The organism is Nocardioides sp. (genome assembly GCF_036274455.1).
Lineage (GTDB): Bacteria > Actinomycetota > Actinomycetes > Propionibacteriales > Nocardioidaceae > Nocardioides.
In genome coordinates, this window is the sequence record NZ_DASUFR010000055.1 from 1 (window position 1) to 25,401 (window position 25,401).

Below are 25,401 nucleotides of genomic sequence, written 5' to 3' on the forward strand. Positions count from 1 at the left end.
CGTCGTCCGGGCGCGCACCGGCCGCGCCGAGAAGGCCGACCTGACGATCGCCGGCCCGCCACGCGCCGTGCTCGGGCTCCTGCTCGGGATGTTCGACATCCGGGCCGCCGAGCAGCTGGGGCTCACGCTGACCGGTAGCCGGCGGGTCCTGAGTCGGCTGCATCCCTCCGCCGACGTCGTTGCGAGCCTGGCCGGCTAGGGGAGTCCGTTCTCCGGCGTCTTCCCTCACATCTTGACATAATGTCACTTATCGGCGAACTGGACCCAGGCGGGAGAAGGGGAGGCTGCAACCGGGCTGCAACCGCCTCCGCGGGACAGTTCGTCATCTTTGGGTCGCCCCGCGGGCGCCGCGCAGCGGGGCCGAAGGCATCCTTGACGGCGGGTGCGGGCCTGCTACGCGCGCGGCCGCCCACCCACGGATCAGTCAGAAGAGCCCAGAAAGCCCAGGTCCCGGTCAGTCACCCGGCAGCCGGCGCAGAGCGGCCTCCAGCACGTCGTCCCACGGGCGGAGGCCTCATGGTCACGGTGGGGTCGGCACCGTGGGCGGGAGTCCGAACCACGGGAAGAGGCTGGTCTCGAACCGGGTGAGGGCGGCGATCTCGGCTCCGGCGAGCTCGAGGACGACGAGCCCTGACCCGCGGTAGACATGGTCCGGTCCCTCCACGTAGAGGCCGAACGCCGGCTGACCGTTGGCCCTGGTCGGCACGAGCACGAACGTGCGGTTGGCGAGGGCGAGGGCGCAGAACTCCCCGACGGCGTCCCGGCCGACGTACTCGTTCGGCATCGGGGGCATGGAGGTGACGACGCCCTCTGCCAGGAGCGCCACCAGCGCGTCGATGTCGGAGGACTCGTAGGCCGTGACGAACCGCTCCACCAGCTCCTTCTCGGCAGCTGAGCCTTGCGGTGGGGCCGGCGGCCGGCCGGTCAGCTCCGGACGGCGGTGGTCAAGAGTGCTTCGCGCCCGCTTGAGCGCACTCGTCACCGACTCGACGGACGAGTCCAGCATCGTGGCCACCTCGCTCGCCGGGAACCCGAGCACGTCACGCAGGACCAGCACGGCCAGCTGGCGAGGTGGAAGCGCCTGGAGCGCTGTGATGAACGCGAGTGAGATCGACTCCCGCTGCTCGTAGCGCGCCTCGGGCCCCAGGGGCAGGTCGAACCCGGCTTCGAGCAGCACGTCGGGCAACGGCTCGAGCCAGCTGACCTCGCCGTACCTCGTCGGCTCGGGCGCAGCGAACGCAACGACGTCCCAGGCCTTGGCCGGGCGTCGGCTGGCGGCACGCAGCGCGTTGAGGCACCGGTTGGTGGCGATCCGGTAGAGCCAGGTGCGGAACGAAGCGCGCTCCTCGAACGCGCCGAGCCCCTGCCACGCGGCGACGAGGGTCTCCTGCAAGACATCCTCGGCGTCCTGGACCGACCCGAGCATCCGGTAGCAGTGCACGTGCAGCTCGCGGCGATGCGGCTCGGACAGCGCCCTGAACGCCTCGTCGTCACCCGCCCGCGCCCGCGAGATCAGGTCCGTGGTCATCGTTGCTCCTCCTTGCCCGCCAGCATGCCTGCCACAGCTGGGTCCGCGCGTGCAGACACCGGGCGGGATCCGAACTGGGCGGTCCGGCGGCGCCCAGAGTCGCCGACTGCCGATGTCGATACAGCACGAGATCCACCAAACCCACAGAAGGAGCGCTGGACATGGGAAAGCTCGTGGTGAGTGAGAACATCTGCCTCGACGGAGGGGCTCAGGACCCTGTGGGGCAGGACGGCCTCGAGCGCGGAGGCTGGTTCTCGCTGGTGAGCCCTGGGGACTACGAGGCGTGGGCCAAGGTCGAGTTCGACGAGGCTCTGGGGGCCGACGCGCTGCTGCTCGGCCGGCGAACCGACCACTTCTTTGCGGCCGGCTGGAACACCCGCGAAGGTGGCTGGGCCGAGCGGCTGCGGAGCCTGCCCAAGTACGTCGTCTCCTCCACCCTGGCCGAGGCCGAGTGGATCAACTCGACAGTGCTGAGGGGCCCGGTCGTCGACGAGGTCACCCAGCTGGTCCAGCGCTACGACCGGGACATCGTCGTCTACGGCAGTGCCCAGCTGGTTCGCACGCTCCTCGAGCACGACCTCGTCGACGAGGTGCGGCTCACGGTGCACCCCTGGGTCCTCGGGACCGGTGCGGGCTTCTTCGCCGAGGTGAGCGAGAGGAAGGAGCTGCGACTCATCGGCTGCCGCGGCCTCGGCGACAACCTCGTCCACCTCGCCTACGACGTGGTCCGGCCGGCGAGGTAGCCGGACGGGCCGGACCGGTCGGCGTGCCCACGAGTCGAGATCAGGCCGCCACCTTGCGCGGGCGGCCGGGTCCGCGCCTGGTCTCGACGATGACGCCGTCCAGCAGGATCTCCCCGCCCCACACCCCGTGCGGCTCGCCGCGCTCGAGCGCGGCCGACAGGCACGCCTCGCGGATCGGGCAGGACGCGCACAGCTCCTTGGCCAGCTCGAGCGCCCGACCGTAGGTGTCGAAGTAGAGCTCCGGCCGGCGCTGGCACGGGTATGGCAACACGGTGGGGGACTCCTTCGTTCTCGTCGTTCCCTACCTCAGACGGGCGGCCGTCCGAGGCGGCTACCTCAGACTCGTCGTCTGAGGTAGGGCGGCACATCAGGAGAAGTCCCTAATCATTCTCAAGTTGATCTGACAACCATCTGCCGGCGACGTGCACCCGCCTCGTCAGCCCCCGACGTAGGCCGCCAGGTACTGGCCGGTGAGGGTCTTGCGGCCGGCCACCAGGTCGGCCGGTGGCCCCTCGAAGACGACCGTCCCGCCGTCGTGGCCGGCGCCCGGCCCCAGGTCGATGATCCAGTCGGCATGCGCCATCACGGCCTGGTGGTGCTCGATGACGATCACCGACCTGCCGGAGTCCACCAACCGGTCCAGCAGCCCGAGCAGCTGCTCGACGTCGGCGAGGTGCAGGCCGGTCGTGGGCTCGTCGAGGACGTAGACCTCGCCCTTCTCGGCCATCTGGGCGGCCAGCTTGAGCCGCTGCCGTTCGCCGCCGGAGAGGGTCGTGAGGGGCTGGCCGAGAGTCACGTAGCCGAGCCCCACGTCCGCCAGCCGGTCGAGCACCTTCACCGCGGCCGGGACGCTCGCGGCGTCGGAGAAGAAGCCCAGCGCCTCCTCGACCGGCATGGCGAGCACCTCGCTGATGTCCTTGCCTCCGAGCTCGTACTCGAGCACCGCGGCCTGGAACCGGCGCCCCTCGCACTCTTCGCACGTCGACTCGACGGTGGCCATCACCCCGAGCTCGGTGAAGATCACGCCGGCGCCGTTGCAGGCCGGGCAGGCACCCTCGGAGTTGGCGCTGAACAGCGCCGGCTTGACGCCGTTCTCCTTCGCGAAAGCCTTGCGGATCGGCTCCAGGAGCCCCGTGTACGTCGCCGGATTGCTGCGGCGGGACCCCTTGATCGCGCCCTGGTCGACCACGACGACCCCATCGCGACCGGCCACCGAGCCCTGGATGAGCGAGCTCTTGCCGGAGCCCGCCACGCCGGTGAGCACGCACAGCACGCCCAGCGGGATGTCGACGTCCACGTCGCGCAGGTTGTGGGTCGACGCCTTGCGCACCTCGAGCGATCCCGTCGGCGTCCGGACCTCGTCCTTGAGCGAGGCGCGGTCGTCGATGTGACGGCCGGTGACCGTGCCGCTCCCCCGCAGCGCGTCGTAGCTCCCCTCGAACACCACCTCTCCCCCGGCGGTGCCGGCGCCGGGCCCGAGATCGACGACGTGGTCGGCGATGGCGATCGTCTCCGGCTTGTGCTCCACGACGAGCACGGTGTTGCCCTTGTCGCGCAGCTCGAGGAGCAGCTGGTTCATCCGCTCGATGTCGTGCGGGTGCAGCCCGATGGTCGGCTCGTCGAAGACATAGGTCACGTCGGTCAGCGACGAGCCGAGGTGACGGATCATCTTGGTGCGCTGCGCCTCGCCACCGGAGAGCGTGCCGGCCGGGCGGTCCAGCGACAGGTAGCCCAGCCCGATGGCGTCGAAGGAGTCGAGCAGGTGCTGCAGCCCTGCGAGGAGGGGTGCCACGCCGGGTTCGTGCACGCCGCGCAGCCACTCGGCCAGGTCGCTGATCTGCATCGACGAGACGTCGGCGATGCTCTTGCCGTTGATCTTCGAGGACCGCGCCGCCTTGGTGAGCCGGCTTCCCTCGCACTCGGGGCACGTCGTGAAGGTGACGGCCCGTTCCACGAACCGGCGGACGTGCGGCTGCATGGCCTCGACGTCCTTGGACAGCATCGACTTCTGGACCTTGGTGAGCACACCCTCGTAGGTGAGGTTGACCCCGTCGACCTTGATCTTCTCCGGCTCGCCGTACAGGAGCTTCTTGAGCTCCTTCTGGGTGTACTTGCCCACCGGCTTGTCCATGTCGAAGCCGGCACCGCTGAAGATCCGGCCGTACCAGCCGTCCATGCTGTAGCCGGGCACCAGGAGAGCGCCCTCGGCCAGCGACTTGCTGCCGTCGTAGATCGCGGTCAGGTCGAAGTCGTTGAGGGCACCCATGCCCTCACACTTCGGGCACATGCCGCCCTGGTAGACCAGCTGCCGGACGACGTGGGTCTGGCCCTGCCCCTTGTCGGTCTTCATCATCCCGCTGACGGTGCGGGTGGGCACGTTGAAGGAGAACGCCTGCGGAGACCCGATGTGCGGCTTCCCGACCCGGCTGTAGAGGATCCGCAGCATGGCGTTCGCGTCCGTTGCGGTGCCAACCGTCGAGCGCGGGTTGGCGCCCATCCGCTCCTGGTCGACGAGGATCGCGGTGGTCAGCCCCTCGAGGTGGTCGACGTCGGGCCGGCTCAGCGTCGGCATGAACCCTTGGACGAACGCGCTGTAGGTCTCGTTGATCAACCTCTGGGACTCCGCGGCGATGGTGTCGAAGACCAGCGAGCTCTTGCCCGAGCCCGAGACGCCGGTGAACGCCGTCAGCCGCCGCTTCGGGAGATCGACGCTGACATCCTTGAGGTTGTTCACCCGCGCGCCGTGGACGCGGATCAGGTCGTGGCTGTCGGCGTGGTGCCCCTGCTTGTCGGGCATGGTCAGGTCCTCTCCGAGAGTGACGCGTTGACGAGCTGGCGCCATGAGGCGGGGTGGGTCGCCCAGAAGTCGTGCGGTACGCCGGGCAGGGTCTCGAACCGGCCGGCCGGCACCAGCGCCGCGAGCTGCTGGAGCGGCCACGACGGCCTGATGTCGTCGCCCGCGGCGACGAAGTGCATCGGCACCGGCGAGTCGGCCAGCCGGCGGAACAGCTCCGGCTCGTGGATCCAGTCGACGAAGGAGTCGCTGAGGGCCCGCCAGACGTCCTCGGCCCACTCGAGGTCGAGATCGGGCTCGGACGCGCGGCCGCGCTCGTAGGCCGCCGACCACGTGCGGTCCTTGTGCAGCCCGTGGCCGGCCACGCCGACCCCCCGGGTGACCGAGGCCGGGTGGTCGAGGGCGTACCGCACGGCCAGGTCGCTGCCCCACGAGTGGCCGAGCGCCGACCAGGCGGTGATCCCCAGCGACTCACGGATCGTCTCCAGGTCGGCGACCGCCTGCGCCATCGAGTGCGGTCCGCCCCCGGAGCGGCCGACCCCGCGGGGCTCCGGGAACCACGCCCGCATCGCGTCGGGCGCCAGCCGCTCGTCGGCCAGGTAGTTCACCAGCCCGGGACCGCCGCTGAGCACGACCACGTCCGGGCCGGTGCCGCACGTGCCGACGTGCAGCGGTACGCCGTCTGCTGCGGCGACAACCCGGCTCTTCATCGACCCGGACGGTAGCCGATCACCCTGCGTCGGCGGGCTCCCACACGAAGCCTTCGGGGTCGCTGAAGGCGCCGAGGTCCCCGGCGACGACCAGCCGGTGCGAGCCGGTGCCGTCGACGGGCACGCCGGCGTTCTTCGCGGCCACCTTGCGCGGGCTCAGCGCGAGGGTCACCCGGTCACCGGTCTCGAGCTCGGCGTACTTGCCGCCGAAGCTCCTCGCGACCCCGAGGCCGCGGTCGACGTAGAGCTGCCTGCTCGCCTTCACGTCGGGGACGCCGAGGAGCAGCACGACCTGGTCGACCGCACGGGTCGCGGGACCGGTGTCCTTCTTGGACGAGGACGCGAAGGTCCACGTGGTGCCGTCCGGCGCCTGGACTGCGGCGCCGTAGCCCCACAGGCTCTTGCTCGGCTCCTTGGTCGCTGTGGCCCCGGCGCCGACGGCGGACTCGAACAGGCTGTTCACGGTGCTCGGCTGGCCGACGACCAGCGAGACCACGAAGCCGCGGAACCCGCTGGTCGGCTCGTGCGACTCGCGCACCCGGATGACGTCGCCGAGCTCGAACGCCTCCTTGTAGAAGGTCTCGGCGGCTGTGGTGTCCTCGACCTCGAGGATGACGGACTGGATGGTGGCCATCTCACCGCACCTCGTCGAAGCGGATCGTGTTGCCGGACGGGTCGCGGAAGGCGCAGTCCCGGGTGCCCCAGGGCTGGACGGTCGGCTCCTGCATCACCTCGGCGTCGCTCGCCTGCAGCTTCTCGAAGAGGCCGTCGAGGTCCTCGGTCGCCAGCGTGAGCATGGCGTAGGTGCCCTTGGCCATCATCTCGGCGATGACGCGGCGCTCGTCGCCGGTGACCCCCGGGTCAGCGCCGGGCGGGAACAGCACCAGGTTGACGTCCGGCTGGCCGGGCGGCCCGACGGTGAGCCAGTGCATGCCGTTGTAGCCGACGTCGTTGCGCAGCTCGAAGCCGAGCTGGTCGCACCAGAAGGCGACGGCGGCGTCGCGGTCGTTGTGCGGGAGGAACGCGTTGCGGATCTTGAGCTCCATGCCGAGAACGCTAGGAGACGCTCGGCGAGCGTGCTTCTCGATTCCTGACCGGTCCCGCCCTGACCGGCCTGGTGACCTGCTTCACCACGCAGGACGGGATACCGGCGGCCTCGTCCGCCGCCTGCTGCTTGTAGACACTGGGTGGCACGCCGACCAGCTCGGTGAAGCGGGTGCTGAACGTGCCGAGCGACTGGCAGCCCACCTCGAAGCAGACGTCGGTCACGCTCAGGTCGCCGGCCCGGAGCAGCCACATGGCCCGCTCGATCCTGCGGGTCATCAGGTAGGAGTAGGGCGACTCGCCGTAGGCCTTCTTGAACTCCCTGCTCAGGTGCCCGGCAGACATGTTCACCCCACGGGCGAGCGCCTCGACGTCGAGCGGCTGGGCGTAGTCGCGGTCGATGCGGTCCTTGACCCGGCGCAGCAGCCGGAGGTCGCCCAGCCTCTGCGCCGCCGCCGGATCCGTGCTCACCCTGTGATGGTGCCACGACGGCGCAGCCGAGCGCCGAAGGGTCGGAGACCGGCCGAGCCGACGGCGCTGGGACCCGGCCCGGGCGCCCACCCTGCGGAGGCTTCGAGGTTCAGGCGCAGAGCGCCTTCACACCTCAGCCACCGTCCCGCCGCCCGATGAGTCGTATCTGCGCCGACGGTCAGGACTCATGGAGAGAGAGGCAACCCCGAGAAGGGTTCGGGGAAGGAAGGAGGCACGACCATGTGGGACACCGTCCAGACCGGGCACACCCACCTCTCGCACGGTCTGCCGTGCCCGCGGTGCGGTCACGAGCTGCACACCTTCCTGGCCTGCAGCGACGACTGCGCGTGCGAGCCCGTGGTGATCCCCGGCTCGCCCGCCGCTGCCGTCGCCTGACACCGGCGCCCCGCCCGAGACGGCGAGGCGGGACCGCGCGAGCACGGCACCGGTCCAGCCGGCGAGGGCGAGCGCGGCGAGCACGTAGGCGTTGCCGACCACGTGGTCGAACGGGCTCCACGCGAACTCGCGGTGCTCACCCCACGGCGGCCACAGGATCGGGCGCGCGACGAACACCGCGCTCCAGGCCACGGCCGCCCACCGGCTGCGCTCCCACAGCACCAGCGCCAACGGCACCGCCCACACCCAGTGGTGCGACCACGAGACCGGTGACGCGAGCAGCATCGCCAGCGCGGCCAGGCAGCCGCCCAGCACCCGGTCGCCGCGCCGCCACCACGCGGCGCCGACGAGCAGGACGGCCAGGGCCAGCGGGCCCGCGACCGCCAGCCAGAGCAGCACCGGTGGAGGGTCATCAAGGAGTCGGGTCAGCGCGCCGTACACCGACTGGTTGTGGGCCAGCTCGGGCGGCCCGACCCGCCCGGCCCGGACGACGTCGTCGGTCCAGTACGACGTCGCGGCGCGCGGCATCGCGACGTAGCCGACGGCGACGGTCGCGGCGAAGGTCAGCGCCGCCCGTGCCGCGGCCCGTGGATGGCCGACCAGGGCCAGCATCACGACGAGCACCAGCGGCGTCAGCTTCACCCCCGCCGCCAACCCGACCAGCAGCCCCGACCAGCGTCGTTCCGGCCGCAGCAGGTCGGTCAGCACCGCCAGCATCAGCAGCAGGTTGACCTGTCCGAAGGTGAGGTTCTGCCAGACCGGCTCGAAGGCGAGCGCACCGCACACCAGGAGAGCCACCAGCCAACCCGGGGCGGGCCGGCCCTGCTCGCGGAGCACGATCACGAGGACCACCGCCAGGGCGCCGACGGACGCAGCGGTCCACAGGGCCGCGGCCAGCCACGCCGGCGGCCACGCCAGCGGGGTCGCGAGGATCGCCGCGACGGGCGGGTAGGTGAACCGCAGCCCGCCCACACGATCGCCGTAGACCGAGGCTCCGTCGAGAAGCGCTCGGCCCGCGTGCTGGTAGACGAGCAGGTCCTTGAAGTCGCCGCGCACGCCCGCGGCCACCACAGCCGCGATCACGACTGCGAGAACCGGGATGCTGCGCGCGACCGCCCGCACCGTCGTCAGTCCTCGAAGGCGGCCAGCCACTTGGTGAGCAGCCGCTCGAGATCGCGCCGCTCCTTCTCGGAGAGCGGCTGTAGCAGCCGGTGCTCGTTGGCCATGTGCGCCGTGAAGGCCTCGTCGATCACCCGCTTGCCGGCCGGGGTCAGCCCGATCACCCGGCCGCGCGCGTCGTCGTCGCTCACCCTGCGCGTGACGAGCCCGGCCGCCACGAGCCGGTCGATGCGCTTCGTGGCCGCACCGGTCGTCACCATCGTGTGGCGGGCCAGCTCCCCGGGCGCCAGCTCATAGGGCGGTCCGGCGCGGCGCAGCGCGGCCATGACGTCGAACTCCCCCTCCCCCAGCCCGCGCCGGCGGAACTCGACCTCGAGCTCGCCGCGGGTCCGGTCGGCCAGCCGGTGCAGCCGGCCGAACACCGCTTGGGGCGAGATGTCCACGTCCGGTCGCTCCCGGCGCCACTGCTCCTGGATCCGGGCGACGTGATCGAGATCATCCGCCACGGTTCGGAATATAGCTTCCCCAGAAGAGATTATTGCTTCCATGGAAGCAAAATGGCTTGCCGTCACCGCACTCGCCCCCGTCGCCTGGGGCGCCAACTACGTGGTGACCCGGCAGCTGCTGCCCGTCGACGCTCCCCTCTGGGGCTCGGCGATCCGCGCGCTGCCGGCGGGGCTGGTGCTGCTGGCCGTGGCCAGGGTCGTGCCCCGAGGTGAGTGGTGGTGGCGCTCGGCGGTGCTCGGGACGCTCAACGTGGGCGCCTTCTTCCTGCTCGTCTACGTCGCCGCGCAGCTGCTCCCCTCCAGTGTCGCCGCATCCGTGATGGCGCTGGCCCCGCTGGTCATGGCCGGGTTCGCCTGGCTGTGGGTGGCCGAGCGGCTCAGCGGCCAGGTGCTGGCCGGCGCCGTGGCGGGCATCGTCGGCGTCCTGCTCCTCGTGGGCGGTGCCGGCGGCACCATCGACGCGTGGGGCGTGGCCGCGTCCGCCGCCGCGCTCGTGCTCTCCTCCGCCGGCGCCGTGCTCACCAAGCGCTGGGCCGACGGCACCCCGCTCGTCGCCCTCACGGCCTGGCAGCTGATCTTCGGCGGACTGGCCCTCCTCGCGGTCGCGGTGGCCGTCGAGGGCGGCCCGCCCGCGGTCGACGCCGGTGGCGCGGCCGGGTTCGCGTTCACCACGCTCGTCGCCACCGCACTGGCCAACCTGTGCTGGTTCGCCGGACTGACCCGACTGCGGGCCGCCACCGTGGGCGTGGTCGGGCTCCTCAACCCGGTCACCGGCGTACTCCTCGGGGCACTGGTCGCGCACGAGACGTTCACCGGCGAGCAGCTCGCCGGCATCGCGCTGGTCCTTGCGGGCATCCTGGCCACGACGCTGGCGCCCGCGCGCCGGATCCCGGCGGAGCCGGCTCCGGAGTTGCTACCGTCCCCGAGCCAGGACACGCCGGAGCTCGCCGGAGCGCCCGCCTGAGAGAAGGCCGATGACGACGACCACCGCGGAGCTCCAGCACCGGACGCTCCGGGTCCTGGTCGTCGCCCAGGTCCTCAGCGGCGCCGGCCTCGCCGCCGGCGTCACGGTCGGCGCGCTCCTCGCCCAGGACATGCTCGGCAGCACCGGCCTGGCCGGCCTCCCCGCTGCCCTGCTCACCGCGGGGAGTGCGGTCACGGCCGTCGCCATCGGGCGCATCTCGCAGGAGTGGGGCCGACGACCCGGCCTCGCCACCGGGTACGCCGTCGGCGCGCTGGGCAGCGTGGGCGTCGTCGTGGCCGCCGTCCTCGACAGCTCGGCCCTGCTGTTCGCAGCGCTCTTCGTCTACGGCGCGGGCAGCGCCACCAACCTCCAGGCCCGCTACGCCGGGGCCGACCTGGCCGAGGTCGACCATCGCGCGCGGGCCATCTCGACCGTCCTGGTGGCGACCACCCTCGGCGGCGTCGTCGGGCCGCTGCTCGCGGCGCCGACCGGCGACCTGGCCCACATGGTGGGCGTGCCGCACCTGGCCGGGCCCTTCCTGCTCGCCGGGGTCGCCTACCTCGCGGCCGCGGTCGTGCTCGCCACGAGGTTGCGTCCCGACCCGCTCCTCCACGCCCGCGAGTTGGCGTCCTCCGAGCTGGCGTCCTCCGAGCTGGCGTCCTCCGAGGTGGCGCTGACCGAGGTGCCCCCCGGCCCGGTCGCCGAGACGCGGGCGGCCCAGGTGCGCCACGGCATCCTGGTCGGCGCGACGGTCATGGTCCTCACCCAGGCCGTGATGGTGGCGATCATGACGATGACCCCGGTGCACATGCGCGACCACGGCCACGGGACGGCGGCCGCGGGCGCGGTGATCGCCCTGCACGTCGCGGCGATGTACCTGCCCTCGCCGGTCACCGGACGGCTCGTCGACCGGGTGGGTCGCACTCCGATGGCGATCGCCTCCGGCGTCACCCTGCTGCTCGCCGGTGTCCTCGCAGCGGTGGCCCCCGACGACTCGGTGCTCCTCCTCGCGCTGGCCCTCGCCCTGCTCGGGCTGGGCTGGAACTTCGGACTGGTGTCCGGTACCGCGATCATCACCGACGCCGTACCGATCGAGACCCGGGCGCGGACCCAGGGGTGGGTCGACGTCTCCATCGCGATCGCGGGTGCCGGCGGGGGGCTGATGTCCGGCGTCGTCGTGGAGATGACGAGCTACTCGGTGCTCTCGTTCGCAGGCGGGCTGCTGGCCCTCGCGATCCTGCCGGCGATCGCCGGGGCCGCCCGGCCGCGCACTCCGCTCGCCGCGGCCTGACCGGTATCGCATCGCTCTAGGCTGCTGCCATGGCGACGGTGCGCGAGGGTGGCAGGAGTGCTTTGGTGGTGGTCGACGCGCAGGTCGGTGTCATGGACTCCGCCTGGGAGGCCGACCGGGTGGTGGGCAACATCGCCCTCGCCGTCGATCGCGCCCGCGTTGCCGGCGTCCCGGTGGTCTGGGTGCAGCACCGCGACGAGGAGCTCGTCCCGGACACGCCGGAGTGGGAGTGGGTGCCCGGGCTGGCGCCAGCGGAGGGTGAGGCGCGTGTGCACAAGGAGTTCAACTCTTCCTTCGAGAAGACCTCGCTCGAGAACGAGCTCGACCGGCTCGGCGTCTCCCGGCTCGTGCTCGCTGGCGCCGCGACCAACTGGTGCATCCGGGCCACGGCGTACGCCGCCCTGGAGCGCGGCTACGACCTGACCCTGGTGGAGGACGCGCACACCACGACCGGCGAGGACGCCGCGACAGTGGTCGACGACCTCAACACCGTCATGCAGTGGGTGTCCTATGCCGAGGTCAGCAACACCACCGCGAGGGCCGGCGAGCTCGACTTCACGGCGCTCAGGTGAGCACTGTCCACTTCGACCGGGTCGCCCACCTCGTGCGGGTCCCGGTGCGGCTCGGCGGCGACGACCTGCGCTTCCTCGTCGACACCGGCATCGGGGTCACGGTCGTCAACAAGAGGCTCGCCGAGCGCGCGGAGGTGGAGCCGCTGGACCGGACCTACGCCGGCCGCCGCATGTCCGGCCAGCTGGTCGAGGCGCCTCTGGTGCGGCTGCCGGTGTTGTCCGTCGGCGCCTACGAGGTCTGCGGGCACGTCGCGGCCGCCGTCGACCTCGGCGAGGGGTTCGACGGGATCCTCGGCCCGACCTACTTCGGTGACCGCACCGTCACCACCGATCCTGCCGCCGCCACGCTGACCGTGCACGATTCCGGCGAGGACGTGGTGGGCATCGAGGTGCCGCTCGAGATCCACCGCGACGGCCCGTCGGCCGACCCCTTCGCCGAGCTGGTCCTGCCCAGCGGCCGCACGGTGCTCGTCGAGGTCGACACCGGCTCGGACCGCCTGATCCTCGACACCCGGTTCATGGCCGAGTGCGGGCTCGACGCTGACGGGCCGGAGGTGGCCAGCCGCGAGGGCGTCGATGAGACCGGCCACTCCTACGTGCGCTACGACGCCGTGGTGCCCGGCAGCGTCCACCTCGCGGCGGCGCCGCAGACGGCGCAGGACCACCCCGGGGTGACCTTCCAGGAGATCATCCACGACGGCCTGGTCGGTGCGGACTATCTCTACCGCTACCGCTTCACCTTCGACCTGACCGGCGGGCGCATGGTGCTCAGCCCTCCAGCAACACGGTGAGGTCGCGCTCGGCGAACCGCCGGTGCCACCACTCCTCGTCGAGCACGGCGTTGAGGCAGCGGGTGACGGCATAGCTGCCGGCCTCCGGGTAGCCGGGTCCGGTCACGGTGGTGGAGCGCCGCAGCTGCTCGTCGGTGAGCTCGGTGAAGAACCGGCGCGTGACCGCGAGGCGCTCGCCCCGCAGGTCGAGCACGTGGTCGAGGCTCGGGCGCGCGTCGTGGTCGCGCGGCACGCCCTCGAGGGCCGGCATCTCGTCGTGGGGCAGGTCCAGGGCGTCGTACGGCGCCGGCTCACCGAGCACTGCCCGCCGCAGCCAGGCGTCGTGCACGAACAGCATGTGACGCAGGGTCTCGACGAAGGACCACTCGCCGTCCACGCGCTCGTGGAGTCGCTCCTCCGGCAGGCCGCGGGCCCGGTCGACGGTTGCGGCCCACTGCTCCTCCAGCACCGGCCAGACGGCGCGGTAGCCGTCAGCATCGTGCGGGGTCAGCATCGCGTACTCCGGGTGCCGCCGCGCGAGCTCGGCGCGCCACAGCGGGACCACGTCGACGCCGTTGAGGAGCAGCTCCTCGAACCCGCCGTCGATCACCAGCCGCTCGGCCCACGCGCCGCGGATCCGCACGTCACGCAGCAGCACGCTGTGGAAGAGCGCACCGGTCAGGTCGACGTCCTCGAAGACCGACTCGGAGAGGTCCTGATGGCGGTGCTCGACCATGGGCCGAGCATGGCACCCGGCGTCGACCGCCGGCGACCCCGCACCTCCCCGGACAGCGGCCCTAGCCCGTTCGGGCTATCTCGCCGGTCGACGAACAGGTCGAATGTGGCCGCAGACGGCTGCTTCCGGGCGATTCTGCGCACTCCGCGCGGCACGGACTGCCAGTGTCGAACAGACGCCTCACCCGTCGGGGCGTCATCGAGGAGGGGGGTGGATCACCATGTGGGACACCGTGCAGACCAACGAGCAGCACATCTCGCACGACATGCCGTGCCCGCGCTGCGGCCACGCCTTGCACACGTTCCTCGGCTGTGACGACGGCTGCGACTGCGAGCCCGTGGCGATGCCGGGCGAGCCGCTGCTGACTGCCTGACGCGTTCCTAGCGCTGCTCGGCCTCGATCACGGCCCGGACCTCCACGATCGACCGCGGGGTGGAGCGGTGCACGACGCCGCGGAACCCCACCTCGCGAGCCGCCGCCACGTGCCCCTCGACGTCGTCGAGGAAGACGACCTCCTCCGGGCCTACGCCGAGTCGCTCGGCCGCCAGCACGAAGATCCGCGGATCAGGCTTGAGCAGCCCGACCTCGTGGGAGTAGACGATGTCGTCGGTGATGTCCTCGAAGCCCCAGCACCGCTCGGCCTCGCGGGCACCCGGCCCGGAGTTGGAGACGATCCCGGTCCGGAACCGCGGCCGTTGGGCGGCGAACCAGTCGAACAGCTCCTGGTCGAGGGTTCCGACGTACCACCGCCAGTAGTCGGCCATCAGCTCGTCGGCCTGCGCGTCGGTGAGCCCCAGGTGCTGCTGCCAGTGTGCCCGGACCTGTGCCTCGGTCAGCTCTCCTCTGCCGGCGTCGCCGGGCAGCGTCGCGGCACCGGCGTGCACCGAGCCGGGCGGCAGGTCGTGCCGGTCCTCGAAGGGACCCGGGAAGAGCGAGTCGTCGATGACCTCGAGGACCGAGCCGATGTCGAGCACGACCGCACGGATCACGATCTGGTCACCTGAGTCATCTGTGGCATCCTGTCAGGCGCCACGGCGGGGCGGCCCCCTGTGTTGCTCTATCTCACATATGAGTTACCGTGGTCGCATGAGCGAGACCCACATGGGCCAGGGCTACAAGGGCCGGATCGGGAGCATCATCCGCGACGCGCGCAAACACCGCGGGCTGACCCAGCAGCAGCTCGCCGAGCGGCTCAGCACCAGCCAGAGCGCGATCAACCGGATCGAGAAGGGTCACCAGAACCTCTCCCTCGACATGCTGGCCCGCATCGGCTCGGCTCTGGACTCCGAGATCGTCGCCCTGGGCGCCGGCCCGACCCACCTGCGGGTGACCGGCCCGACCACGCTGTCGGGGTCGATCGACGTCAAGACGTCGAAGAACGCCGGGGTGGCCCTGCTGTGCGCCACGCTGCTCAACCGCGGCCGCACCACGCTGCGCAACGTCGCGCGGATCGAGGAGGTCAACCGGCTCCTCGAGGTGCTCAACAGCATCGGCGTGCACACCCGGTGGCTCAACGACGACAACGACCTCGAGATCGTCCCACCCAAGGAGCTCCAGCTCGAGAGCATCGACGAGACGGCCGCGCGCCGCACCCGCTCGATCATCATGTTCCTCGGCCCGCTGCTGCACCGCGAGGACACCTTCGAGCTGCCCTACGCCGGCGGCTGCAACCTCGGCACCCGCACCGTCGAGCCGCACATGTACGCCCTGCGGCCGTTCGGTCTCGAGGTCAAGGCGACCGACGGCCAGTACCACGCCCAGGTCAACCGGGCCATCGAGCCGACCCACCCGATCGTGCTCACCGAGCGCGGCGACACCGTCACCGAGAACGCCCTGATGGCCGCCGCCCTGCACCCCGGCACCACGGTGATCCGCAACGCCTCCTCCAACTACATGGTCCAGGACCTCTGCTTCTACCTGCAGAAGCTCGGGGTCACCGTCGAGGGGATCGGGACCACCACCCTGACGGTCACCGGCCGCACCGAGATCGACGTCGACGTCGACTACGCCCCCAGCGAGGACCCGATCGAGGCGATGTCGCTGCTGGCGGCCGCGATCGTGACCCGGTCCTCGATCACGATCTGCCGGGTGCCCATCGAGTTCCTCGAGATCGAGCTGGCCACGCTGGGCGAGATGGGCTTCCAGCACACCCGCTCGGAGGAGTACGCCGCCCGCAACGGCCACACCCGGCTGGTCGACATCACCACCCAGCCCTCGGAGCTGCACGCGCCGCTGGACAAGATCCACCCGATGCCGTTCCCAGGGCTCAACATCGACAACCTGCCGTTCTTCGCGGTCATCGCCGCGGTCGCGGAGGGCCAGACGCTGCTGCACGACTGGGTCTATGAGAACCGTGCGATCTACCTCACCGAGCTCAACAAGCTCGGCGGCCAGGTCAAGCTGCTCGACCCGCACCGGGTGATGATCGAGGGACCGACCCACTTCTCCGGCGCCGAGATCGTCTGCCCGCCGGCCCTGCGGCCCGCGGTGGTCATCCTGCTCGCCATGCTCGCCTCGAAGGGCACCTCGGTGCTGCGCTCGACCTACGTGATCCACCGCGGCTACGAGGACCTGGCCGAGCGGCTCAACGAACTGGGCGCCAACATCGAGCCGTTCAGGGACATCTGAAGACTCAACACCCCGGGCGAGCTTCGGCCTGGATGGCCCCGACGACGCGGGCTTCGCCCGAAGAACCGGGTCGCTTCGCTCCCGCCGCGCGCCCGTGGCCAGGCCGGCAGGCGTCGAGTCGCCGTCGAAGCCCGCGTGGCCGGCTACGTAGTGGGAGCGTGGGAGCGCAGCGACCCGGTCTCTCGCGGGCGAAGCTCGCGGGGGTATCCAGACGGGGTATCTAGAAGAGCGTCTCGACCCACGCTCGACTCTGCGTCCGCTGTCCGGGCGGGACGGTCATGTCCGCGGTGATCCGCGGCATCGGCATCGTGTGCTGGCCGGCGTGGCGATGCCAGTCCTGCTCGGCCTCGATCAGGCTGCCGAGGTCGGCCCGCCGGAGGAACACACCGTGGCCGTCGGGACACGCGCTGACCTCGCCGTCACCGAGCCGGCGCGGCTGCATCTCCGCTCCGCACATCGGGCAGTCGAGGACCGTGCTGGTGTCACCGTCGTCGTCCATGGGTCGACCGTAGCGCGCCCGGGTGACCTGGCTCCCAACGCATGCACGCCACGTGATGTGGTGTGAGCCATACTGCGACCTGTGACGACGCCGACGACCGGCTTCGCCTACCTCGACGAGGTGGCGGGCGACCCCGGCGGAGTCCTCGCCTTCGCCCACCGCGGCGGTGCGTACCACCCCGAGATCGAGGGGCTGGAGAACACCCTGGCGGCGTTCAAGCACGCGGTGGCGCTCGGCTACGACTACCTCGAGACCGACGTGCACGTGACCCGGGACGGCGTGCTGCTGGCCTTCCACGACGCCGTCCTCGACCGTGTCACCGATATCGAGGGCGCCATCGCCGAGCTCACCTTCGACGAGGTGCGCCAGGCGCTGGTGGGTGGCCGCGAAGAGGTGCCGACCCTGGCCCAGCTGTTCGACGAGTTCCCGAGGGCCCGGTTCAACATCGACATCAAGTCCGATGGCGCGGTGCCCGTGCTGGCCGACTTCCTGCAGGAGCGGGACGCCGCGGACCGGGTCCTGGTCGGGTCGTTCAGCCCCAAGCGGCTCGCGAAGTTCCGCCGGCTCACCGGCTTCCGCGTCCCCACCTCCGCCACGCCCGTCGAGGTCGTGATCTTCCGCCTGGTGCCCAGCGCGCGGCTCGCGGACCGGCTCACCCGCGGTCGGGTGGCCGCGCTGCAGATCCCGCACCGCCGCGGGCGCTGGACGATCGCCACTCCAGGACTGGTACGCCGCGCGCACGCCACGGGCAAGCACGTGCACGTGTGGACCGTCGACGACCCTGAGGAGATGCGTGAGCTCCTCGACCGTGACGTCGACGGCCTGTTCACCGACCGGACCGACCTGCTCAAGGACGTGCTCACCGAGCGGGGCCAGTGGAGGGGCGGCCAGTGGAGGGGCGAGCAGTGGAGGGGCGGCCCGTGGAGGGAGTGAGCCCGACCGATGGCCACCACAGCTGAGTTCGCGGACCTCGGCCCGCTGAACCGGGCTCGGGAGCAGAAGGCGTGGTACTGGTACGACTGGGCCAACTCGGCGTTCTACACCACGGTGCTCACCGTCCTGTTCGGCCCGTACATGATCAACGTGGCGGGCAAGGCCGCCGGGTGCGTGGATCCCGACGACACCTGCTCGAGGACCGTGAGCGTCCTCGGGCTCCCGCTCGCGGCGGGCTCGCTGCCCGCCTACCTGACGAGCTTCGCCACCATCGCGAGCGCACTCATCCTGCCGGTGGTGGGCGCCATGGTGGACCGCTCGCCCCGCAAGAAGGTCCACATGGCCCTCTTCGCCTGGATCGGGTCCTTCTTCTGCGCCCTGCTGTTCTTCATGAAGGGCGAGGGCTGGCAGATCGGCGCGGTGGCCATCGTGGTCAGCAGCATCCTCGCCGGCTGCTCGCTCGTCAGCTACTACGCGATCCTCGTCGACATCTCCACCGAGGACGAGCGCGACCACGTCTCGTCGCGCGGCTGGGCGTGGGGTTACCTCGGCGGCGGCGTCCTCCTCGCGCTCAACCTGGTCGTCTACCTCTTCCACGACTCCTTCGGGCTCAGCGAGGGCATGTCCGTCCGGCTCTCGATGCTGTCCGCGGCGGCGTGGTGGGCGGGCTTCACGATCATCCCGTTCCTCGGCATCAGGAACCGTCCACCCCGGAACCTGGTGGAGGCGCACGGCGGGGTGTGGAGCCGCTCGTTCGGACAGCTCTGGGTGACGCTCAAGGGGCTGCCGGCCTACCCGATGACGCTCACCTTCCTCGTCGCCTACCTCTTCTACAACGACGGGATCCAGACCGTCATCAACAGCGCAGCGGTCTACGGCTCGGAGCAGCTCGGCTTCGACCAGAGCGTGCTCATCGCGACGATCCTCCTGATCCAGTTCGTGGCCTTCGGCGGCGCCCTCTTCTTCGGCCGGCTGGCGCGCACCTACGGGGCCTACCGGTGCCTGCTCTACGGCACCTACGGCTGGATGGTCATCGTGGTGGCGGCGATGTTCCTCCCTCGCGAGAACGTGGCCCTCTTCCTCCTCGCCGGCGTGGCGATCGCGATCGTCATGGGCGGCACCCAGGCACTGTCACGGTCGTTCTTCAGCCTGCTGATCCCCCACGGCCGGGAGGGCGAGTACTTCGCGCTCTACAACGCTTGTGAGCGCGGCACCTCGTGGTTCGGGACGCTCCTCTTCGGCCTGGTCTTCCAGGTCACCGGCTCCTACCGGCCGGCGATCGTCAGCCTCATCGTCTTCTTCGTGCTGGGCGCGGTCTTCCTGATCCGCCTGGACCCCCGCCGCGGGATCGAGGAGGCAGGGAACGCCGTCCCCGCAACGGTCTAGACAACTCGGCAGGTGGCTGGCAGGGGCCGGCCGGCCACACGCCGTACGCCGCGAGGAATCGCGGGAATCTTTGCGGGCTGGGTACCGTTATCCCGTCAGACGGTGATCTGTCAATGGTGTCTCGGAGCGAACCTTTGGCGGCTTGAGACCGTCTCCATTTCTGTACGGGGAACGACCATCAGTTTGGAGGTGCCTTCATGGCGGAGCGCACGCTACGCGGGGCGCGGCTGGGAGGCCAGAGTTTCGAGGACGAGCGCGGCATCGAGTTCGCCGCTCGGCAGCAGGTCGGCTACCGCTGCCCGCGGGGCCACGAGTTCGAGATCACGATGTCGGACGAAGCCGACATCCCGGCGGTCTGGGAGTGCCCTCGATGCGGTGACGAGGCCGAGAGCACGGCCGGCATCCAGCGTGAGGTGAAGGCCGAGAAACCGGTCCGCACCCACTGGGACATGCTGCTCGAGCGCCGTTCGGAGAAGGAGCTCGAGGACATCCTCAAGGAGCGGCTCGAGCTGCTCCGGGGCGGAGAGATCGGCCCCGCGCACCTGCACCGCGCCAACGCGAAGAAGCGCCGGGTCTCCTGACAGCGACCCGTCCGCAACCGGCTACTCATCCACGACGTCGCCCCGGACCACCGGCCCGTCAGGGCCAGGACCGGGGCGTCGCGGCGTTCCGGTGTCGATGACGACCAGCCTGGCGGCGACCACTCGCGTGAGCAGCCGCCGGAACAGCGGCCGGGTCAGCGGCAGGATCATCAGGATGCCGAACACGTCGGTGACGAACCCCGGCGCGAGCATCAGCGTCCCGCCGATCAGGATCAGCGCGCCGTCGGCGAGCTCCTTGGCGGGCATCCGGCCGCTGTCGAGCGCCTCGCGGAGCGCGCGCCAGGCCCGCGAGCCCTCGAGCCTGATCAGCCAGGACCCCAGGATGCTGTCCGCGAGCAGCAACAGGATCGTCCACCACGGGCCGATCGCCTTGCCGACCTGGATGATCACGTAGATCTCCACCAGCGGCACCAGGATGAACAGGGCGACGAGCAGCCACCCGATTCCCGAACGCCGCCGCCTGGCCGCCGCCATCAACGGTCCCTCCGCAGCGCCCGGCGCACCTGGTCGCGGCGCTCACGCAGCCCCCACCGGGTGATCCGCCGCAGTGACTCGGTGGCCACGGCGCGGCTCATCTTCGAGTCGCCGCGCACCCGCTCGATGAACTCGATCGGCACCTCGCGCACGGTCAGCCCGGCCCGCAGGCATCGGGTGACGAGATCGGTCTGGAACACGTAGCCCGCGGACTCCACCGAGCCCAGGTCGATCTTCTCCAAGGCGCTGCGCCGGAACACCCGGAAGCCGGCCGTGGCGTCGCGGATGTCGATGCCGAGCAGCATCCGCACGTAGAGGTTTCCGCCTCGCGAGAGGGCCTCGCGGCGCTTCGGCCAGTTGACCACCGAGCCGCCGGGGACGTAGCGCGAGCCGATCACCAGGTCGGCGTCCAGGAGCGCCTCGAGGAGCCGGTGCAGCTGCTCGGGCTGGTGCGAGCCGTCGGCGTCCATCTCCCCCACGACGTCGTAGCCGGCGTCGAGCGCCCAGGCGAAGCCGGCGAGGTACGCCGCCCCCAGGCCGTCCTTGGCCGCGCGATGGAGCACGTGGATCGCGGGGTCGGCGGCGGCCAGCTCGTCGGCGATGGCTCCGGTGCCGTCCGGCGAGCTGTCGTCGACCACGAGCACCTCGACCGAGGGCTCGGCGGCGCGCAGCCGGCCGATCACCCAGCCGAGGTTCTCGGCCTCGTTGTAGGTCGGGACGACCATGACGACGCGGCCGAGCGGAGCCGTGTCCATCACCCTCCCACCGTCGACAGCTCTTCGTGCTGCTCGTCGGCCACCGGCGCTTGCGGACCGGTGTCCTGACTGCGGCGCCGACGATACGGGAGCAGGACCAGCGCGACGCCCAGGACCGTCAAACCGCCGGCCACCCGACCGGTCCAGGGTCCGATCCGCACGGCCGGGGTGAGCTGGCTGGTCAGGCCGAGCCGGGCCTCCAGCACCGCGCGGGTCCGCTTGTCCGCCGTCGCGATCACGTGGCCGTCGGGGGCGATCAGCCCCGAGACGCCGTTGGTGGTCGCGACGGCGACCCAGCGGCCGGTCTCCATCGCCCGCAGCCGGGTGATCGCGAACTGCTGGTCGGTCTGGTCGGTGTGGATGAACGTCGCCTGGCTGCTCTGCACGACCAGCAGCTGGGCGCCGTTGCGGAGCTGCGCCGTCAGGCCGTCGTCGTAGGCGATGTCGAAGCAGATGGCGTCGGCGACCTTGACCCCGCCCACGTCGAGCGGCTCGGTCCGGGTCCCGCTCAGCATGTCGCGTGACACGTCGCGGAGCCGGTCGAAGAAGTTGTACTTCATGAACAGCGACCGCATCGGGATGTACTCGCCGAAGGGCACCGGGTGCCACTTCGTGTAGCGGTCCCCCGCGCCGGTCTGCGGGTCCCACACGATGCCCTGGTTGAGCACCTGACCCGGCCCGCCGTCCACGATCGCACCGACGAGGATCGGGACGCCGATCGCCGAGCTCGCGGCCCAGATCCCCTCGTTGGTCTCCGTGTCGCGGAACGGGTCGATCGCGGTGGAGTTCTCCGGCCACAGCACCAGGTCCGGCCTGCTCGCCTCGCCGGCCTCGACCCGCTGGGCGAGGTCGACGGTCGCGTCCACGTGGTTCTGGGTCACCTGGCGGAAGTCGTAGAGGATGTCGTCGCCATTGCCCGGTACGTCGCCCTGGACCGCGGCCACCGTCAGGTGCCCGTCGGCGTGGGCGGTCCACGGCAGCAGGGCAGGCAGGGCCACGAGCGCCAGCACCGCGGTCAGGCAGAGCGCCGCGATCCCGCGGCCACCCTCCTTCGCCACCGGCCCCGCGACCACCCAGGCGAGCAGCGCGCCGAGCAGCGCGACGAGGAACGTGACACCGACCGCGCCGGCGTACGGCAGGGACTCGGCCATCGGAGTGTCGACGACGCCGAAGGCCAGCCGGCCCCACGGCATGCCGCCGAGCGGCCAGCTGCTCCGCCAGACCTCCACGGCGGTCCACGCGGCGGCGAACCAGAGTGGCCACAGGCGGTGCCGCTGCAGCACCGCCGAGAGGCCGCCGGCGAGGCCGTAGAAGAGCGTCTCCAGCGTCGAGAGCGCGATCCAGGCCGGGATCCCTACCGCGCGCATCCAGAAGATGTGGGTGAAGTAGAAGCAGGCCCCGAAGCAGAGGCCGATGACGAAGCCGCGACGGGCGGTCAGGCCGCGGGTGGTGAGCACGAAGGCGGCGACGGCGACCGGGAGGAGCCAGGCGAACGCGACCGGCTCGAAGCCGAGCGAGAGCAGCAACCCTGCACAGGCCGCGAGCAGTGCCCGCGACCTCAGCTCACCACGGCTGGACACCCCACAAGTGAAGCAGAAGGGGCGGAGGGTCCCGCAGCCCTTCGGTCCAGCCCGGTGCGCGACCGGCTGCCGTGGTCAGGCTGTTGTCTAGGGGGTGAGGTCCCCTCCGCGCCCCTGCTCTCACGGAGTCCAGCCGGTAGCCGTCCCCGAGTCATCAGGCGATGGCACGTCACCTTCGACCCGGCCACCCGAAAACCGGTTGCACAGACCGTGATCTGCATGAGCGAACTGTCGATACCCAACTCCCCCGAGACGGTTCCGTCAACACCCCGCTGACCTGCGCCGACGTGAAAAGGCGCAGGTCAGGGGCCACGCCCCGTTCACCTTCGGTTCGCAAAATTTCCAGGGTCCACCGGCGTGTCGTGCACCGGACCAGACCACAGCCCCGGCTGGTCTCAGCCAGCGGACGCAGGCACCACCACGGTGCCGGTCGCGGTGGTCGCGAGCAGCGGCTCGTCGAGCACCGTCGCGGCCCCCGGACGGTCCTCGGTCGGGGTGCCCCGAGCCACCACGCGCACCGCCAGGTCGAGGGTGCGCGACCGGGTCCCGACCCGGGTCAGGGTGCAGGTGACTTCGAGGACGTCGCCGGCCCGGACCGGGGCAAGGAACTGCACGTCGGAGTAGGACGCGAACAGCCCCTCGTCCCCGTCGGTGACGATGCACATCTCGGTGGCGACGTCGCCGAACAGCTTCAGCGAGTAGGCGCCGTCGACCAGGTTGCCGGCGTAGTGCGCGTCGGAGTAGGGCACGTAGCGCCGGTGCACCACCGTGGTGCCGACCTCCGGCGAGCTCACGCGGCGACGTCCTTGCCGACCAACCGGTGGACGAGGAACGAGGCCACCTCGCCCGGCGTCGTACCGCGGCTGAACACCCGGTCGACGCCGAGCTCGCCGGCCATCGTCTCGTCGAACCGCGGTCCGCCGACGACGAGCAGCGGCCGCTCGTCTGCCGGGTAGGCCTCCCGGAACGCCGCGGACATCTCGCGGGTGTTCAGCAGGTGCGCGTCGCGCTGGGTGACCACCTGCGAGACCAGCACGGCGTCGGCCCTCTCGGCCCGCGCGCGCTCCACCAGCTGCGGCACGGAGACCTGGGCGCCGAGGTTCACCACCTTGAGCTCGCGGTAGTACTCCAGCCCCTTCTCCCCCGCGAACCCCTTGATGTTGAGGATCGCGTCGATGCCGACGGTGTGCGCATCGGTGCCGATGCAGCCGCCGACCACGACCAGACGCCGGCGCAGGGCCTGCTTCACCGCGGCGTTGACCTCCTTCGGCGTCAGCAGCGGGTAGTCGCGCTCGACCACCTCGACCTTGCTGGTGTCGACGAGGTGGTTGACCCGCCCGTAGACCACGAAGAACGTGTGGTCGGGGCCCATCGCCTTGCTGTGCACGACCAGCGCCGGGTCCATGCCCATCTTGTTGGCGAGCTGCAGGGCGGCGCCCTCGGCCACCTTCGAGTCCTGCCCCTTCGAGTCCTGCCCCTTCGAATCCTGCCCCTGTGAGCTCAGCGGCAGCGTGAAGCTCAGCTGCACCATCCCGTCACCGGTGGTGTCTCCGTACGGACGGACGATGGTCATGAGCGGCTTCCTTCCCCGACGGTGGCTGAGGTGTGCGGCGCGCCAACGCCGAGCCTCGAAGCCTGGTGCGTCGGTGCTGGGACTGGCCGGAGTTCGGTCCCTGCGTGGGCCTGGCGGCTTCGAGGCTCAGGCGCAGTACGCCTTCGCACCTCAGCCACCGTTCTCCTCCAGCAGCTCGGAGGCCGGGTTGTAGTAGGCACCCGACTTCTTCGCCACTCCGTCGAGGCCGCGGCCGGCGTCGGCGGGGCGGCGCATCAGGCCGAAGGTGCCGTCGGCGATGGCCTCCAGAAGAGTGTCATCGACGATCTCCTCCAGCAGCTCGACGGTCTCGGCGAGCACCTGCTTCGCGCGCTGGGCGATGAAGCCGTCGGGCGCGGGACGGAAGTCCTCGTGCATGTCGCCGGTGGCGTTGAGGACGTAGCGGACGTTCTGGAGCGCGATGTCCCGGTCGGAGAGCCACGGCGTGACCACGGCCTCGGTCATCATCCCCACGAGCAGGATGCCCTGCCCGGTGAGCGAGCCGACCAGGTTGAAGAACCCGTCGAGCAGGTTGCCGCGGAACACGTCGCCGGTCATGTGCCGGGTCGGCGGCATCCACTTCAGCGGCGCGTCCGGGAACAGCTCGCGGGCCAGCAGCGCGTGGGCGAGCTCGAGCCGGAACGAGTTCGGCAGGTCGGGGTCGATCTCGAAGGCGTGGCCGAGACCGAGCTGCCAGTCCTCGAGGCCGGCCTCCTTGGCGAAGTACTCGTTGAGCAGCTGGCTGGTGGTGACCGTGTGGGCGGCGTCGACGGCGTCGGCGGTGGTGAGGTAGTTGTCCTCGCCGGTGTTGATGATGATGCCGGCGCGGGCGTGCACCTGGCGGCTGAAGCGCTGGTCGACGAAGGTCCGGACCGGGTTGATGTCGCGGAAGAGGATCCCGTACATCGAGTCGTTGAGCATCATGTCCAGCCGCTCGAGGCCGGCCATCGCCGCCATCTCCGGCATGCAGAGACCGGAGGCGTAGTTGGTCAGCCGCACGTAGCGCCCCAGCTCGCGGCTGGTCTCGTCGAGCGCGGCCCGCATCAGCCGGAAGTTCTCCTGGGTCGCGTAGGTGCCCGCGAAACCCTCACGGGTGGCGCCCTCCGGCACGAAGTCGAGCAGTGACTGGCCCGTCGACCTGATCACGGCGATCACGTCGGCACCCGCGCGCGCTGCGGCCTGGGCCTGCGGGATGTCCTCGTAGATGTCGCCGGTGGCGACGATCAGGTAGACCCACGGCTTGCGGGGGGCGTCGCCCAGCTCCTCGACCAGCTGCTCGCGCTCCTTGCGGCGGGCGTCGATCGCGTCG

The 25,401-nt window shown here is 71.0% G+C and carries 29 protein-coding genes; 11 read left to right on the forward strand and 18 right to left on the reverse strand.

Features of this window, described 5'->3' with window-relative positions; all coding sequences use genetic code 11:
• The coding region (locus VFV89_RS05230; RefSeq protein ID WP_329704852.1) for a hypothetical protein at positions 1 to 199 on the forward strand (199 nt) is incomplete at its 5' end.
• A gap of 321 nt (positions 200 to 520) precedes the next feature.
• Here VFV89_RS05230 and VFV89_RS05235 read toward each other — a convergent pair.
• A complete protein-coding gene (locus VFV89_RS05235) occupies positions 521 to 1,528 on the reverse strand; it encodes a sigma-70 family RNA polymerase sigma factor (protein ID WP_329704853.1) in 1,008 nt (335 codons plus the stop codon).
• A 161-nt stretch (positions 1,529 to 1,689) separates the two neighbouring features.
• Here VFV89_RS05235 and VFV89_RS05240 point away from each other — a divergent pair, with 161 nt between their 5' ends.
• The gene (locus VFV89_RS05240) at positions 1,690 to 2,271 is read left to right on the forward strand and encodes a dihydrofolate reductase family protein (protein WP_329704854.1); all 582 of its coding nucleotides are present in this window, start codon (positions 1,690 to 1,692) and stop codon (positions 2,269 to 2,271) included.
• Positions 2,272 to 2,311: 40 nt separating this feature from the next.
• On the opposite strand, the gene VFV89_RS05245 is transcribed toward VFV89_RS05240, so the two are convergent.
• From VFV89_RS05245 to VFV89_RS05280, 8 genes are all read right to left on the reverse strand, one after another.
• Positions 2,312 to 2,542, reverse strand: coding sequence for a WhiB family transcriptional regulator (locus VFV89_RS05245; RefSeq protein ID WP_329704855.1), 231 nt, complete (start codon positions 2,540 to 2,542; stop codon positions 2,312 to 2,314).
• Positions 2,543 to 2,707: 165 nt separating this feature from the next.
• Entirely contained in the window at positions 2,708 to 5,068 is a 2,361-nt protein-coding gene (locus tag VFV89_RS05250) for an excinuclease ABC subunit UvrA (RefSeq protein WP_329704856.1), read from the reverse strand.
• A gap of 2 nt (positions 5,069 to 5,070) precedes the next feature.
• The gene (locus tag VFV89_RS05255; RefSeq protein ID WP_329704857.1) at positions 5,071 to 5,775 is read right to left on the reverse strand and encodes an alpha/beta hydrolase; all 705 of its coding nucleotides are present in this window, start codon (positions 5,773 to 5,775) and stop codon (positions 5,071 to 5,073) included.
• A gap of 19 nt (positions 5,776 to 5,794) precedes the next feature.
• A complete protein-coding gene (locus tag VFV89_RS05260; RefSeq protein WP_329704858.1) occupies positions 5,795 to 6,409 on the reverse strand; it encodes a glyoxalase in 615 nt (204 codons plus the stop codon).
• 1 nt (position 6,410) lies between these two features.
• The gene (locus tag VFV89_RS05265) at positions 6,411 to 6,821 is read right to left on the reverse strand and encodes a VOC family protein (RefSeq protein ID WP_329704859.1); all 411 of its coding nucleotides are present in this window, start codon (positions 6,819 to 6,821) and stop codon (positions 6,411 to 6,413) included.
• 10 nt (positions 6,822 to 6,831) lie between these two features.
• On the reverse strand, positions 6,832 to 7,290 hold the full coding sequence (locus tag VFV89_RS05270) for a helix-turn-helix transcriptional regulator (protein ID WP_329704860.1): 459 nt from the start codon (positions 7,288 to 7,290) through the stop codon (positions 6,832 to 6,834).
• A gap of 126 nt (positions 7,291 to 7,416) precedes the next feature.
• Positions 7,417 to 8,808 (reverse strand): glycosyltransferase 87 family protein, encoded by a 1,392-nt coding sequence (locus VFV89_RS05275; protein ID WP_329704861.1) that lies wholly within the window; start codon positions 8,806 to 8,808, stop codon positions 7,417 to 7,419.
• A 5-nt stretch (positions 8,809 to 8,813) separates the two neighbouring features.
• Positions 8,814 to 9,311, reverse strand: a complete 498-nt coding sequence (locus VFV89_RS05280; RefSeq protein WP_329704862.1) for a MarR family transcriptional regulator — start codon at positions 9,309 to 9,311, stop codon at positions 8,814 to 8,816.
• Between the two features lie 40 nt (positions 9,312 to 9,351).
• Between VFV89_RS05280 and VFV89_RS05285 the strand changes: the two genes are divergently transcribed.
• The 4 genes from VFV89_RS05285 to VFV89_RS05300 are packed head-to-tail and all read left to right on the forward strand — an operon-like array spanning position 9,352 to position 12,929.
• On the forward strand, positions 9,352 to 10,275 hold the full coding sequence (locus VFV89_RS05285) for a DMT family transporter (RefSeq protein ID WP_329704863.1): 924 nt from the start codon (positions 9,352 to 9,354) through the stop codon (positions 10,273 to 10,275).
• A 10-nt stretch (positions 10,276 to 10,285) separates the two neighbouring features.
• A complete protein-coding gene (locus VFV89_RS05290; protein ID WP_329704864.1) occupies positions 10,286 to 11,566 on the forward strand; it encodes an MFS transporter in 1,281 nt (426 codons plus the stop codon).
• Between the two features lie 29 nt (positions 11,567 to 11,595).
• A complete protein-coding gene (locus tag VFV89_RS05295) occupies positions 11,596 to 12,138 on the forward strand; it encodes a cysteine hydrolase family protein (protein WP_329704865.1) in 543 nt (180 codons plus the stop codon).
• Positions 12,135 to 12,929 carry a retropepsin-like aspartic protease gene (locus tag VFV89_RS05300; protein ID WP_329704866.1) on the forward strand — a complete coding sequence of 265 codons (795 nt, stop codon included), beginning with the start codon at positions 12,135 to 12,137 and terminating at the stop codon, positions 12,927 to 12,929. The genes VFV89_RS05295 and VFV89_RS05300 overlap by 4 nt, the downstream gene beginning before the upstream one ends.
• Here VFV89_RS05300 and VFV89_RS05305 read toward each other — a convergent pair.
• Complete coding sequence (locus tag VFV89_RS05305) at positions 12,907 to 13,644, reverse strand: DinB family protein (protein ID WP_329704867.1); 738 nt, start codon at positions 13,642 to 13,644, stop codon at positions 12,907 to 12,909. The genes VFV89_RS05300 and VFV89_RS05305 overlap by 23 nt on opposite strands.
• Before the next feature lie 220 nt (positions 13,645 to 13,864).
• On the opposite strand from VFV89_RS05305, the gene VFV89_RS05310 reads away from it, so the two are divergent.
• Positions 13,865 to 14,017 carry a hypothetical protein gene (locus tag VFV89_RS05310; protein ID WP_329704868.1) on the forward strand — a complete coding sequence of 51 codons (153 nt, stop codon included), beginning with the start codon at positions 13,865 to 13,867 and terminating at the stop codon, positions 14,015 to 14,017.
• 7 nt (positions 14,018 to 14,024) lie between these two features.
• Here the strand turns inward: VFV89_RS05310 and VFV89_RS05315 are convergent, their stop codons facing one another.
• Entirely contained in the window at positions 14,025 to 14,633 is a 609-nt protein-coding gene (locus VFV89_RS05315) for an HAD-IA family hydrolase (protein WP_329704869.1), read from the reverse strand.
• Between the two features lie 112 nt (positions 14,634 to 14,745).
• Between VFV89_RS05315 and VFV89_RS05320 the strand changes: the two genes are divergently transcribed.
• A complete protein-coding gene (locus VFV89_RS05320; RefSeq protein ID WP_329704880.1) occupies positions 14,746 to 16,272 on the forward strand; it encodes a UDP-N-acetylglucosamine 1-carboxyvinyltransferase in 1,527 nt (508 codons plus the stop codon).
• 220 nt (positions 16,273 to 16,492) lie between these two features.
• Here VFV89_RS05320 and VFV89_RS05325 read toward each other — a convergent pair whose 3' ends face one another.
• The gene (locus tag VFV89_RS05325) at positions 16,493 to 16,771 is read right to left on the reverse strand and encodes a zf-TFIIB domain-containing protein (protein ID WP_329704870.1); all 279 of its coding nucleotides are present in this window, start codon (positions 16,769 to 16,771) and stop codon (positions 16,493 to 16,495) included.
• A gap of 81 nt (positions 16,772 to 16,852) precedes the next feature.
• Here VFV89_RS05325 and VFV89_RS05330 point away from each other — a divergent pair, with 81 nt between their 5' ends.
• From VFV89_RS05330 to VFV89_RS05340, 3 genes are all read left to right on the forward strand, one after another.
• The gene (locus VFV89_RS05330; RefSeq protein ID WP_329704871.1) at positions 16,853 to 17,704 is read left to right on the forward strand and encodes a glycerophosphodiester phosphodiesterase; all 852 of its coding nucleotides are present in this window, start codon (positions 16,853 to 16,855) and stop codon (positions 17,702 to 17,704) included.
• Between the two features lie 9 nt (positions 17,705 to 17,713).
• Complete coding sequence (locus VFV89_RS05335; RefSeq protein WP_329704872.1) at positions 17,714 to 19,090, forward strand: MFS transporter; 1,377 nt, start codon at positions 17,714 to 17,716, stop codon at positions 19,088 to 19,090.
• Between the two features lie 197 nt (positions 19,091 to 19,287).
• Positions 19,288 to 19,671 carry an RNA polymerase-binding protein RbpA gene (locus VFV89_RS05340; RefSeq protein WP_329704873.1) on the forward strand — a complete coding sequence of 128 codons (384 nt, stop codon included), beginning with the start codon at positions 19,288 to 19,290 and terminating at the stop codon, positions 19,669 to 19,671.
• Positions 19,672 to 19,692: 21 nt separating this feature from the next.
• Here the strand turns inward: VFV89_RS05340 and VFV89_RS05345 are convergent, their stop codons facing one another.
• The 6 genes from VFV89_RS05345 to VFV89_RS05370 all read right to left on the reverse strand — a co-directional run.
• On the reverse strand, positions 19,693 to 20,166 hold the full coding sequence (locus VFV89_RS05345) for an FxsA family protein (RefSeq protein ID WP_329704874.1): 474 nt from the start codon (positions 20,164 to 20,166) through the stop codon (positions 19,693 to 19,695).
• The gene (locus VFV89_RS05350; protein ID WP_329704875.1) at positions 20,166 to 20,921 is read right to left on the reverse strand and encodes a polyprenol monophosphomannose synthase; all 756 of its coding nucleotides are present in this window, start codon (positions 20,919 to 20,921) and stop codon (positions 20,166 to 20,168) included. The genes VFV89_RS05345 and VFV89_RS05350 overlap by 1 nt, the downstream gene beginning before the upstream one ends.
• Entirely contained in the window at positions 20,921 to 22,501 is a 1,581-nt protein-coding gene (gene lnt, locus VFV89_RS05355) for an apolipoprotein N-acyltransferase (RefSeq protein WP_329704876.1), read from the reverse strand. The genes VFV89_RS05350 and lnt overlap by 1 nt, the downstream gene beginning before the upstream one ends.
• Positions 22,502 to 22,896: 395 nt before the next feature.
• On the reverse strand, positions 22,897 to 23,295 hold the full coding sequence (locus VFV89_RS05360) for a hotdog domain-containing protein (RefSeq protein ID WP_329704877.1): 399 nt from the start codon (positions 23,293 to 23,295) through the stop codon (positions 22,897 to 22,899).
• A complete protein-coding gene (locus tag VFV89_RS05365) occupies positions 23,292 to 24,074 on the reverse strand; it encodes an OAM dimerization domain-containing protein (RefSeq protein WP_329704878.1) in 783 nt (260 codons plus the stop codon). The genes VFV89_RS05360 and VFV89_RS05365 overlap by 4 nt, the downstream gene beginning before the upstream one ends.
• Positions 24,075 to 24,224: 150 nt before the next feature.
• A partial coding sequence (locus VFV89_RS05370) for a lysine 5,6-aminomutase subunit alpha TIM-barrel domain-containing protein (protein WP_329704879.1) occupies positions 24,225 to 25,401 on the reverse strand: 1,177 nt, incomplete at its 5' end.